Origin of the sequence: Yokenella regensburgei (assembly GCF_003634235.1) — a bacterium.
GTDB lineage: Bacteria > Pseudomonadota > Gammaproteobacteria > Enterobacterales > Enterobacteriaceae > Yokenella > Yokenella regensburgei.
In genome coordinates, this window is record NZ_RBIZ01000004.1 from 285,473 (window position 1) to 297,751 (window position 12,279).

The following is a 12,279-nucleotide window of genomic DNA, read 5'->3' on the forward strand; positions in this document are numbered from 1 at the left end:
CGTGCGCATGATAAAAGAAGCCAATCAATTGCGCAATTTTTATACAGCACCTACGACTGATTAAAACGGAAAACCGGCAGCAGATAACGCTTTGCTTGTGCAGTAATGGCTTCGTAGTATTCAGGCTCCAGGGTGCGCCAAAGACGCTGATACCAGACATCGGCCCCTTCACCGCTGACCACCATATTGCCCTCATACGCCTGCAAAAACTTACTACGCGCTTTTTGTTGCGTCTCTTCATCGCTTAAAATCGCATCGCTTTCCGCGTGGTAGCAGGCCTTAAGCCACGCACCACCGCTTTCCGGCATAAACAACAACGGGGAACACATTCCCTGACGGTAACCTTCGACTAACTCCGCCAACAGAGCACTGGCCTCGTCTGCTTCCAGTGGAGGGAAACGCCATTCACCCTCTTTACGCACAAACAAACGGCTTTCACCGTTGCCGCCACTGGCACAGTAGACAAGATGCTCCAGCCAAAGTTGCATGCCTTGTGAAACGCTAATCAAAGACGGACGCCAACGCAATAACCCATCGGGCTGAACCTGCTGCAACCATCCCGTTATGTTGACCCCATCACATTGCAGATCGATTTCCATGCTCTGACCTGGCTGTTTGCAGGCGATTACCCGCTCTGCCAGCGCCTGCATTTCTCGCCGCTGTGTCTCCCAGGCGATTTCGCCAAACGACCCGTAGGGCAGCTCCCCAGCCGCCCGATAGCGACGATACATCGAGTCGGCATCGCCTTCCTCAATAAGGGTGTTTAGCAGCTGCTGGTTAAGCTGGTAGCGGGTCAGTCCTTCGAGGGTGAAAGGTTCATCCTCCGGAATTTCGCTCTCTTCGGCGCGGAAGTTGACCCGCAGGCGCATCTGGAAAAACGCGCGGACCGGGTGCTGCCAGAAGCGCAGCAATTGCTCCAGCGGTAGCGTATCAAAATCCAGGGGCGGCAAGGGCTGGATAAACGCCGGGTGCGCCTCTCCCTGCTGATTCGCCGCGGCCAGCCATTCACGGGCATAGCTTCGCTGTTCGTCTGAGAGGAAATTTTCTGCGTCGAACGGCATGCGCGTATGCAGGCGGGTGATATGGGTTTTCACCCGCTTCTCACTTTCATCACAGTTCAGCGCCGCATCGCCGGCCAGATAGTGGCTTTGCCCGATATAATCCACCAGTTCCTGCACCAGTACAGAAGGGAAGCGCTCGCTGTTATCCTGAATCGATCGCCCGATATAGCTGATGTAAAGCTTTTGCTCGGCTGACATCAGCGCTTCGAGGAACAGATAACGGTCGTCATCACGACGGCTGCGGTCACCACGTAGCGGCTTCTGGCTCATCAGATCAAAGCCCAGCGGCGCCAGCGTACGTGGGTAAACGCCGTCGTTCATCCCCAGTAAGCAAACCACTTTAAAGGGGATTGAGCGCATTGGCATCAGGGTACAAATATTGACGGGCCCCGCGAGGAAACGCTGGCTGATTCGCTGCTGATCGAGACGCTGTGCCAGCTCATCGCGCAACAACGACAGCGGAACGCTTTCGCCGTACTGTGCAGAAGTGCCTTCCTCGATAATGGCCTGCCACTGCTGCTCTATCAGGGTTAATGCCGCCTCGGTGTCGGCATCCGGCAGGAAAAAGTCGCCGAGCATTTCGCGACACATCGGCAGCCATTCCTCAAGGGGTCGCTCCTCAGCAAGTTTTCGCCGCCAGAGATTCAGCTGCATCAGCAAAGAGGCGAGATGCCCGACCAGACCGGCAATGAGTCCGCTCGACTCATCGTAGGGAAGCACGGACTGCCACTCGCCCTCCCGGCTCTCCATGGCGTAGCCCAACAGCATTCGGGTTAACCCAAAGCGCCAGGTATGCTGCCCGGTGGCCGGAAGCTCCAGCTCACGAACGTTGTCATCGTCAAGCCCCCAGCGCACGCCAGATTCGTTAACCCACTGGCGCAGATAGCGCAGACCTTCTTCATCGATATGAAAGCGCGCGGCCAGCACCGGGACATCGAGTAACGCCAGCACGTCTTCGCTGACAAAACGGCTGTCCGGCAGAGACAGCAGCGTAATAAAGGCCTGTAATGCCGGATGAGACTGACGGGCACGACGGTCAGAAATGGCATATGGCAGGTAACGATCGCCAGTGGCGCTGCCAAACACCGCCTGAATGAACGGGCTGTAACTGTCGATGTCCGCCACCATCACGATAATATCGCGCGGAGTCAGCGTTGGGTCGGCCTCCAGCATAGCCAGCAAATTGTCGTGCAGCACTTCCACTTCACGCTGTGGGCTGTGGCAGACCTGTATCGTCAGACTACGGTCATCCAGCGCCAGTTCACGTTTCGCGCCGCTATGGGCAAACTCTTCTGCCGTCCGCCCCAGTACCAGCGCATTACTAAGCTCCAGCACATCGTTTTGCAGGTTATGCAGCAGGTTGTCAGGCGGGATCTCAACGAATGCATCCAGCTCTTCATAGCGTTCAAGGCCTGCCAGCAGATACAGGTAATCCCGTCCGAGTTTCCCCCAGGAAGCCAGCATCGGGTTACCAATATCCTGCTCACCGTCATCGTTAAACAGGCCGGGAGCGGCGCTTGCGTCGCGAAACAGCGGCAGATTTTTGTCATCACGGTGATGGCGTCGTTGACGCGTCATGAGTCGCGCCAGGAAGGCCGGATCTTTAATATCCCCCCAGTAGAGCCTGCAGGGATTAGTAAATAAAACATAAACATCAATATGCTTGCCCAGCGCCTGTAGCGCCTGCAGGTAAACCGGAGGCAATGCGGAAATCCCGCAGATAAACACGCGCGGTGGCAGCCCTGGCGGGCAGGTATCAGCGGACTCCAGAGTGTTGATAAAACGTTGATACAGGTTGGCGCGATGCCAGAGCGGTTGCCCAAGCTCTGCCGTGTAGTGCACCAGCGCTTTCCATAGCAATGCCTGCCACTCCTGGGCGTCACTGAGCCCCTCTGCGCGCTCGTCGTGCTCCCACATCGTCAACCATTCAGGGCGGTACACCAGATACTGGTCGTAGAGATCCGCTACCCTGGAAGCTAACTGAAATAGCTTTCGTTTATCCGTATCGTCAGTCAGGTAGTGACGCAGTGGGGTAAATGCCTCCTGCTCAAGCATTTTCGGCAGCAGGGTCATTAATTTCCAGCTCATACTTTGCTTGTTGAACGCGCTTTCTTTTGGGATCTCTGGCAATACGCGAACGAACATGTCCCAGATAAAACTGGCAGGAAGTGGAAAGGTAATATTGGCGGCAATACCAAAGCGTTTTGCCAGCGTCATTTGCAGCCATTGCGCCATACCGGTGCTTTGTACCAGTACCATTTCAGGCTCAAAAGGGTCGTTGAGGGGGTCCCGCTCAACAATAAATTCCATTAACGCTTCCAGCACGTCGAGACGGTTGGAATGGTAAACCCTTAACATAGACGCTCCTGACTATTGGCTCACCGGGCAATGCAGCCTGGTCATTTGACCCTGCCTGCCGGTGGGGGTGGCAATACTAACCGTGATGCTGACACATCTTTGTGCCGATGTCTGCATACGCGTCACCGACCAGCCCTGCGGCACCGCTCCGGGAAAGCGCTGCGTTTGCTGCCAGGCATTTCGCCACAGCTGCCGGTATTGGGTGAGGAGTTGATACCCTTCGGCAAGGCTTCTCTGGTACCCCGCGAGCGCGTTGACGACGGCAATCATCAGTACCATCGCCAGAATCACCTCCGGCAGGCTGAATCCTTGCTGGCGTTTTAGGGTAGCTGACATAACGTCGCCTCTTTTAATGGACAAAAATCACTCCAGCCGTATGGGGAAAATGTCACTTTACCTGAAGCCTCCTCCCCGGAAAGCCAGTAGCGAAACACCTGCCCCCCGGCAATAAGCAGTACGCGTCCCTCAGAGAGCTTTCGCAGGCACACTCGTGCTGCAAAGGTGGAAACCTCGCGGCACTGAATGCCTGGCTCTGATGCCCACGCCTGCATACGCCCCCATTCCAGCGCGGCCTGAACCCGAGCGCTTTCACGTAACGACTCGGTTTCGACACGTGTTTGCGCAAGCGCAGACTGATGCTGGTGGTTCAACCCTTGTAGCAACAGGCTCCCCAATAGCAGCATCAGTAGCACCATCGCCAGCGTCGACATGCCACGCTGTCGGTTCACAGGTTATAGCCCGTTACACTAAAAGAGGCAGACGTTTGCAGCAAGGGATCCGCTGTCAGTGCCGCGCGTAAAGATACGGTCAGCTCGGGCGCAAAGCCTGCGCTGGTGTGCTGGCTGACGCTAAAATAAGTAATGTTTAACGTCTTAGGGTCGGTCATTTTTTCCCACCCTTTCCCTTCGCAGGAAAGCGCACCTCGCAGGGTTTCCAGTGCGCCATCCTGCAACCGGAAACCGGTACTTTCCGCCACGTCAGAAGGAGAGGTTTCCCAGATACCATTACCGTTGGCATCCCAGCGGACGATAACGCAGGAACCCGCTCGCTCTGGTTGCAGCGCAGTGCCTGAGCAGATGCCGTTACAGTATCCTGCCCGCTGCAGATATTTGGCCACCATAAATACCCGCTGCCAAACGTCCTCATCCATGACTTGCCGTTGAGTCTGGCGCAAAATCGCACGCTGTAACGCCGGTAAAAAACGGGCGCTTGCCAGTAACAGAATGCTGCTGATTGCCATCGCAATGAGCACCTCAAGCAGTGAGAATCCCTGTTGTTTTACCGACATTGCGCCCCCTCTCCTTGCTGACACAGACGAATTCGTCCCCACGCAGAAACCGTGATAAACCACCCTCCGGCAGGACTCGCCAGCGCGATTCGACCGGCCCACGCGGTACTGCGCAGGCCATAAAACCCCAGCGACGGCGTTACCCCGGCGAGCGCCACTTCCGGCCAGGCTGGAATGAGTGAAAATGGATCGTCTGTCGCGCAAGCAGGCGCCTGGCCTGCATCCGCAACCAGACACCAATGCCCCTGATGTTGCTGAACGCTGATGCGATGATCGCGGTTATGCCAGTTGGCGTCGTCGCGCAGAAATAGCAGGTAATCCCGCACCTGCGTTGCGGTCTGCCATAGCCGCTGTTGCTGTTGCCAGGCGTTCCAGCCATACAAACCTGCCGCGCTTAACATCAACGTAATCATCACGGCTACCAGCGTTTCAATGAGCGTAAAGCCCTGTTCTTTGTTCATGGCAGGAGTATCGGCAGTCAGCCTTTTTATGGCTACCTGCTGTTATCCGTTTTACGAGGCGTTTTCCGGGTTTTCTTTGCGTTTGCACGGTGTTGCACAGTGCCCGGAAAGCAGATTCCGGAAATAAAAAAACCGGCACGCTAAGGTGCCGGTTTTCATCAGGACGGGATTATATTGCTACCGGAGCTTTGATACCCGGATGCGGGTCGTAACCTTCAATCTCGAAATCTTCAAAACGGTAATCGAAGATAGATTCAGGTTTACGCTTAATCACCAATTTTGGCAGCGCGCGCGGTTCACGGCTGAGCTGCAGGTGAGTTTGCTCCATGTGGTTGCTGTACAGGTGCGTGTCACCGCCTGTCCAGACAAAATCACCGACTTCCAGGTCGCACTGCTGCGCCATCATGTGTACCAGCAGAGCATAACTCGCGATGTTGAACGGCAGACCGAGGAAGACGTCGCAAGAGCGTTGGTACAGCTGGCATGAGAGCTTGCCGTCAGCCACATAGAACTGGAAGAACGCGTGACACGGTGCCAGCGCCATTTTGTCGAGTTCGCCAACGTTCCAGGCAGAAACGATGATCCGGCGGGAATCCGGGTCGTTTCTCAACTGGTTCATCACCGTGGTTATCTGGTCGATGTGACGGCCATCAGGAGTCGGCCATGCGCGCCACTGTTTGCCGTAGACCGGTCCCAGGTTGCCCTGCTCATCGGCCCATTCATCCCAGATGGAGACGTTATTGTCATGCAGATACGCCACATTGGTATCACCGTTCAGGAACCACAGCAGCTCGTGAATAATCGAGCGCAGGTGGCAGCGCTTAGTGGTAACCAGCGGGAAACCATCCTGCAGGTTAAAGCGCATCTGGTGGCCAAAAATGGAGGTCGTCCCGGTACCGGTACGGTCATTTTTTTGGGTGCCCTCATCGAGCACCCGCTGCATCAGTTCAAGATACTGTTTCATGCTTCCTCAGGAGACGTGTTGCTGTGGGTGACGGCGGTAAGCCCAGACCATCATGATAATTCCCGCCAGCACCATTGGGATAGAGAGGATCTGCCCCATGCTGATGTACTGCACCCAGGTGCCAGTGAACTGGGCATCCGGCTGGCGGAAGAACTCCACGATAATGCGGAATGCACCGTAGCCAATCAGGAACAGCCCCGAAACAGAGCCCGTCGGGCGCGGTTTACGGATAAACAGGTTGAGAATAATGAACAGCACGACGCCTTCCAGCGCCAGTTCATACAGCTGAGACGCGTGACGCGGGAGAACCCCGTACTGATCGAAAATCGACTGCCATTCCGGATGCGATGGCAGCAGCGCAATGTCTTCCGCACGCGAGCCTGGGAACAGCATAGAGAAACGGAAATTCGGATCGACACGACCCCAGAGTTCGCCGTTGATGAAGTTACCCAGACGGCCACAACCGAGACCAAACGGGATAAGCGGGGCAATGAAATCAGAGACCTGGAAGAAGGTACGCTTAGTACGGCGAGCGAAGATAATCATCACCACGATAACGCCGATAAGCCCACCATGGAACGACATTCCGCCGTCCCAGACGCGAAACAGATACAGCGGATCCTGCAGGAATACCGGCAGATTGTAGAAGAAGACATAGCCAAGACGGCCACCGAGGAAGACCCCAAGGAATCCTGCATACAGCAGGTTTTCGACTTCGTTCTTTGTCCAGCCGCTCCCTGGACGATTAGCCCGGCGAGTCGCCAGCCACATCGCAAAGATGAAGCCGACCAGGTACATCATGCCGTACCAGTGCAGCGAGACCGGTCCAATGGAAAAAATCACCGGATCAAATTCCGGGAAATGCAGATAGCCACTATTCATCTGTCACCACAAGTTCTTATTCTTCCGCCAAAAGTGGGTAGCGGTAGCGATGCGCAGCCGCGCGGGTCGGCCGCTCCAAAGTTGCGAATCATAGCACAGCGAGGCGTCGGGATATGCCACTAAGATGTAAAAGATATGTATACCCTTCATACTTCAAGTTGCATGTGCGTTGGCTTTCCTCGCTTACCCCAGTCACTTACTTGAGTAAGCTCCTGGGGATTCGCTGCGTCGCCGCCTTCCTGCAACTCGAATTATTTAGGGTATATACCCTTCTTCTCCTCTTCCCTTCCACACGGAAGGGAGAAGGATTAGCGGCCGCCGCGGATGAGGCCACCCAGGCCCCGGCGTTCCATGAAGGCCGCCACCTGATGGCGAACTTCAGCAGAGACCTGCGCCTCGAGGCTGCGCTGCACCAGGGTTTGCGCGTCTTCAATTTCGATATGTCTTAGCAGGTACTTAACGCGTGCTACCGAACGACCGTTCATCGACAGATGGCGGAAGCCCATACCCACAAGAATGGCAACGCACATCGGATCGCCGGCCATTTCACCACACAAGCGGAGATCGATACCGTACAGCTCTGCGTCGCGGGCTATGACTGAAAGCGCACGAAGAATGGCCGGGTGCAGGCTGTCGTAGATGTTGGCAACACGCGTGTTGTTACGATCGACCGCCAGAATGTACTGGGTCAGATCGTTGGTGCCGACCGAGATAAAATCGACCCGATTAGCCAGATTCGGCAGCATAAAGACCATCGACGGCACTTCCAGCATCACGCCAATACGCGGTTTTGGAATGGCGTAGCCGATCATCTCTTCGACCTCGCGCCCGGCGCGTTCTATCAGGCGACGGGCTTCATCCACTTCGTCGATGCTGGTTACCATCGGCAGCAAAATGCTGAGGTTACCCGTGGCAGCATTGGCACGCATCATCGCACGCACCTGCACCAGGAAGATCTCCGGCTGATCGAGCGTGATCCGGATCCCTCGCCAGCCGAGGCACGGGTTCTCTTCACTGATGGGCATGTAGGGCAGCTGTTTGTCAGCACCGATATCCAGCGTGCGCAGCGTGACGGGTTTGTCGTTAAACATCTGCAACATGCCCTGGTACTGCGCCACCTGCTCTTCTTCAGAGGGGAAACCACTCTGCAGCATGAAGGGAATTTCGGTGCGGTAGAGGCCAATGCCATCAATACGGCTACCGAGTTTTTCTTCATGCTCCGGGCTCAGGCCCGCATTGAGCATCACCTTCACCCGCTCACCGCTTTTCAGCTCGGCGGGTCGCTCTACATCATCTTCAGCAATACGGCTAAGTTCATTCTCTTCACTGATGAGCCGCTGATATTCCTGCAGCAGTACCGGCTCCGGATCTACCAGCAGTTCCCCACGATAGCCATCAACCACCAGCTTGCGCCCGTGCAGTACCGAAGGCTGAATATCCGCCCCCATCACCGTTGGGATCCCGAGGGCGCGCACCATGATAGCCGCATGCGAGTTTGCCGCACCGTCACGAACCACGACGCCGGCTAAACGATCCTGCGGAACCTCTGCAAGAGTAGTCGCGGAAAGCTCATCCGCCACCAGTACAAACCGCTCAGGCCAGGCATTTGCCCCCTGAACGGAATCATCAAGGTGGAAAAGGATCCGTTGACCCAGCGCGCGAAGATCTCCGGCGCGCTCTTTCAGGTAATCATCGCTCAGCACCGCAAATTGCTCAGCGAACTTCTCGATGATTTTCTTCACTGCCCACTCAGCAACCGAGCCGCCGTCTACTTCCGCGAACAACTCGCGTCGAAGACGGGCATCTGAAAGCAAGTGAGAATAGAGGTCGAAAATTGCCGCCGTCTCTTTTTGCGCGCCAGCAGCAAAGCGTTTGCTGTAGCGACGGAACTCATTGGCGGCCTCTTCCAGCGCGCCGGTAAGACGTTCACGTTCCAGCGCCGGGTCAAGCGTGGAAGCCTGGTAGACCTGCTCCATCAACGGCAGCGTGGCGTCCATCCAGCCTTCGGCGATGGCCACGCCCGGCGCCGCCGGTAGGGCACGAATTCGGGTCTGACGATACTGACCGAAAAGCGCGGTCAGCTGCGACTGCGAGAGAATAGCGGCCATCTGCGTGGCAAGCGTCACGAGGAAGGACTCTTCGCCCTCATCGTACTGACGAAGTTCCCGCTGTTGCACCACCAGCACGCCAAGCAGCTGGCGGCGCTGGATAATGGGCACACCGAGAAACGCGCGGAAGCGTTCCTCTTTTACCGAGGGAATATATTTAAAGCTGGGGTGTTTGTGCGCATCGGCAAGGTTGATGGGTTCGGCAAGGCGCCCCACTAGCCCGACAATCCCTTCGTCGAAGGCCAAAGTAATGGTGCGACCGCGCGGTTTTTTCAAACCGCGGGTCGCCATCAGGTAATAGCAACGCCGGTCATGGTCGGCTAGGTAAACCGAACACACTTCAGTTTCCATCGCCTGACAGATGTCCGTCACCAGAATATCCAGTGCTTCGTTCAGGCGCGGTGCGCTGGCGACTTTCTCAACAATCTCTCGCAACCGGGTGAGCATAATCTGCGTGGCTTAACCTCTTTTACGTCGATAAGCGGGCGCGCTCTGCGGCTTCGGGGTTGTTTCCGTCAGCGACATCACAACGCTTGCGAACTCCTTCATAACCCGGCGGTATACGTCGCGTTTAAACGATACCACCTGACGAACAGGATACCAGTAACTCACCCAGCGCCAGCCGTCGAACTCTGGCGTGCTGCTGGTTTGCATATTGACGTCCGCGTCACTGCTTATCAACTGCAAGAGAAACCACTTCTGTTTCTGGCCGATACAAACCGGCTTTGTGTCCCAACGCACCAAACGTTTAGGTAATTTGTAACGCAACCAGTTGCGCGTCGAAGCGAGAATGCGCACATCTTTGCGACTCAATCCTACTTCTTCAAACAGCTCACGGTACATCGCCTGTTCTGCTGATTCCCCAGAGTTAATCCCTCCCTGCGGAAATTGCCAGGAGTGCTGGCCAAAACGCCTGGCCCACATGACCTGACCCTGGCGGTTGCAGATTACAATACCGACGTTTGGGCGGTAGCCATCGTCATCAATCACCGGACTACCTCAATATAAGCATCAATGTGAATGATTGTTTCACACTCGCCGGGAACGGTAAACCACTCTGTTACGGCTTCATCACCGGATAACATTTGAATAACTCACAGTAAACGTCAGAGTTATAAACAGATGCACGTATCGATGAGGCATTTTATTCACTTTTTCTGTGGATAGAGTTGTGAAGAAGTATGGAATTAACCAGGGAAAACCCGGAACAGTCTGAATAATACGTCATTTCACTGGGATAATAATAGCAATTTTTTCATTAACTTACTGGCATTAACTTTCCATTTTTAGCACGTAACGTGATGATCATCACATGAGCGATCCTTTGATTGATGAAAGATCGAGCAGCGTCGTTTTTATCCACAGATTGTGCCAATAAGTTAGGCACATTTTGTGTGAAAATCCGATTTTCGTCGCACGTCAAGGCTGTAAATGGAACCAGTAGTGTGTAGTTTTCCCAGTTATCCCATTTTTCTGTGGATAACATGGTGTAAGATCCTGTTTATTGTCAGTGACCAGTTTTGGACAACCTGTTTCACCCTCCGCAATCCCCATAAAGAATGGCAAAAAAAAGTGATATAAATCATCACATTGCCATGGTTATCCAAAAACAGGTAAACTCTGTCTATCATCGTGAAAAACACAGGCTATTTTTTGAGCAAAGGTTCTGATCGCTATGTCTTCCCTCTCCCCACTCTCTTCACCGCCGGAAACACAAGCCCAACTTCTGGCTCAGGCGCAGCGGCTGGCGGGCTATTCGCTGGGAGAACTGGCGGCAAAAGCCGGGTTGCCAATACCTCGCGACCTTAAGCGCGATAAAGGCTGGATCGGTATATTGCTTGAAGTGTGGCTGGGCGCCAGTGCAGGAAGTAAACCAGAGCAGGACTTCGCCGCCCTCGGCGTTGAGCTGAAAACGATCCCTATCGACAGGCACGGCCGACCGCTGGAAACCACCTTCGTTTGTGTAGCCCCACTGACCGGCAATAGCGGAATCACCTGGGAGAGCAGCCATGTGCGCCATAAGCTCAAGCGCGTGCTGTGGATCCCGGTGGAGGGCGAGCGTGAGATCCCGCTGGCCGAGCGCCGCGTCGGATCCCCTCTGCTCTGGAGTCCCAGTGAAGAAGAAGACCGACAGTTACGTATGGACTGGGAAGAGCTGATGGATTTGATTGTGCTGGGCCAGGTGGAACGTATTACAGCCCGCCACGGCGAGGTGCTGCAACTGCGCCCAAAAGCCGCCAATAGCAAAGCACTTACCGACGCCATTGGCGCCCATGGAGAGCCCATTCTGACGCTGCCGCGCGGTTTCTACCTGAAGAAGAATTTCACTGCTGCACTTCTCGCCAGACATTTTTTTCTCGCCCAGTAACCGTTTTGATCTAGCGTGACGCGCGCCTATAATTAGCGTTTTCACTTTGCAGGACCTTTTTGATGTTATTTGCATGGATAACCGATCCCAATGCCTGGCTCGCGCTGGGCACGCTGACGCTGCTGGAGATTGTGCTCGGGATCGACAACATTATTTTCCTTTCTCTGGTCGTTGCCAAACTACCGACTGCCCAACGTAATCACGCCCGACGTATTGGTCTGATGGGGGCGATGGTCATGCGCCTGGCGCTGCTGGCATCCATCGCCTGGGTGGCAAGGTTGACCAATCCCCTGTTTACGGTGATTGGCCAGGAGATCTCCGCCCGTGACTTGATCCTGCTCCTTGGCGGGCTGTTCCTTATCTGGAAAGCGAGTAAAGAGATCCACGAATCCATCGAAGGCGAGGAGGAAGGGCTTAAGACTCACGTACACTCGTTCCTTGGCGCTATCGTGCAGATTATGCTGCTTGATATCATCTTCAGCCTGGATTCAGTCATTACCGCTATTGGTCTGTCCGATCACCTGTTCATTATGATGGCAGCGGTGGTCATTGCGGTGGGTGTGATGATGTTTGCCGCACGACCAATCGGTGATTTTGTTGACCGCCATCCCTCGGTAAAAATGCTGGCGCTCTCTTTCCTGATTCTGGTCGGATTTACGCTGATTCTGGAGAGTTTCGACGTCCATGTACCGAAAGGATATATCTATTTCGCGATGTTCTTCTCCATAGCAGTGGAAACACTCAACCTGATGCGAAACAAAAAGAAACCGCTTTAATCATCTATTAACG

At 54.9% G+C, this 12,279-nt stretch carries 13 protein-coding genes; 3 read left to right on the top strand and 10 right to left on the bottom strand.

Annotated elements, in window-relative coordinates:
• Window positions 1–50: 50 nt before the first annotated feature.
• From recC to C7387_RS23390, 10 genes are all read right to left on the bottom strand, one after another.
• A complete protein-coding gene (gene recC / locus C7387_RS12765) occupies window positions 51–3,419 on the bottom strand; it encodes an exodeoxyribonuclease V subunit gamma (RefSeq protein ID WP_120816825.1) in 3,369 nt (1,122 codons plus the stop codon).
• 12 nt (window positions 3,420–3,431) lie between these two features.
• On the bottom strand, window positions 3,432–3,755 hold the full coding sequence (locus C7387_RS12770; protein WP_006818465.1) for a prepilin-type N-terminal cleavage/methylation domain-containing protein: 324 nt from the start codon (window positions 3,753–3,755) through the stop codon (window positions 3,432–3,434).
• Window positions 3,740–4,147, bottom strand: coding sequence for a DUF2509 family protein (locus C7387_RS12775; RefSeq protein ID WP_120816826.1), 408 nt, complete (start codon window positions 4,145–4,147; stop codon window positions 3,740–3,742). The genes C7387_RS12770 and C7387_RS12775 overlap by 16 nt, the downstream gene beginning before the upstream one ends.
• Window positions 4,144–4,707: a prepilin peptidase-dependent protein gene (locus C7387_RS12780; RefSeq protein ID WP_006818463.1), complete on the bottom strand. Its 564-nt coding sequence runs from the start codon at window positions 4,705–4,707 to the stop codon at window positions 4,144–4,146. The genes C7387_RS12775 and C7387_RS12780 overlap by 4 nt, the downstream gene beginning before the upstream one ends.
• Window positions 4,698–5,168, bottom strand: coding sequence for a prepilin peptidase-dependent protein (locus C7387_RS12785; RefSeq protein WP_006818462.1), 471 nt, complete (start codon window positions 5,166–5,168; stop codon window positions 4,698–4,700). Before C7387_RS12785 ends, C7387_RS12780 begins: the two co-directional genes overlap by 10 nt.
• Before the next feature lie 169 nt (window positions 5,169–5,337).
• Complete coding sequence (gene thyA / locus C7387_RS12790) at window positions 5,338–6,132, bottom strand: thymidylate synthase (protein ID WP_120816827.1); 795 nt, start codon at window positions 6,130–6,132, stop codon at window positions 5,338–5,340.
• A 6-nt stretch (window positions 6,133–6,138) separates the two neighbouring features.
• Window positions 6,139–7,014, bottom strand: coding sequence for a prolipoprotein diacylglyceryl transferase (gene lgt / locus C7387_RS12795; protein WP_006818460.1), 876 nt, complete (start codon window positions 7,012–7,014; stop codon window positions 6,139–6,141).
• Between the two features lie 308 nt (window positions 7,015–7,322).
• Complete coding sequence (gene ptsP, locus C7387_RS12800; RefSeq protein WP_006818459.1) at window positions 7,323–9,569, bottom strand: phosphoenolpyruvate--protein phosphotransferase; 2,247 nt, start codon at window positions 9,567–9,569, stop codon at window positions 7,323–7,325.
• Window positions 9,570–9,581: 12 nt separating this feature from the next.
• Window positions 9,582–10,112, bottom strand: coding sequence for an RNA pyrophosphohydrolase (gene rppH / locus C7387_RS12805; RefSeq protein ID WP_006818458.1), 531 nt, complete (start codon window positions 10,110–10,112; stop codon window positions 9,582–9,584).
• 268 nt (window positions 10,113–10,380) lie between these two features.
• A complete protein-coding gene (locus C7387_RS23390; RefSeq protein WP_038255376.1) occupies window positions 10,381–10,608 on the bottom strand; it encodes a hypothetical protein in 228 nt (75 codons plus the stop codon).
• Here C7387_RS23390 and C7387_RS23395 point away from each other — a divergent pair.
• The 3 genes from C7387_RS23395 (at window position 10,566) to C7387_RS12820 (ending at window position 12,266) form a co-directional block, all read left to right on the top strand.
• A complete protein-coding gene (locus tag C7387_RS23395; RefSeq protein ID WP_392394493.1) occupies window positions 10,566–10,703 on the top strand; it encodes a hypothetical protein in 138 nt (45 codons plus the stop codon). The two genes, C7387_RS23390 and C7387_RS23395, sit on opposite strands and share 43 nt — an antisense overlap.
• A gap of 94 nt (window positions 10,704–10,797) precedes the next feature.
• Entirely contained in the window at window positions 10,798–11,490 is a 693-nt protein-coding gene (gene mutH, locus C7387_RS12815) for a DNA mismatch repair endonuclease MutH (protein ID WP_038255377.1), read from the top strand.
• A gap of 62 nt (window positions 11,491–11,552) precedes the next feature.
• Window positions 11,553–12,266 (top strand): TerC family protein, encoded by a 714-nt coding sequence (locus C7387_RS12820; protein WP_006818456.1) that lies wholly within the window; start codon window positions 11,553–11,555, stop codon window positions 12,264–12,266.
• The last annotated feature ends 13 nt before the right edge of the window (window positions 12,267–12,279 follow it).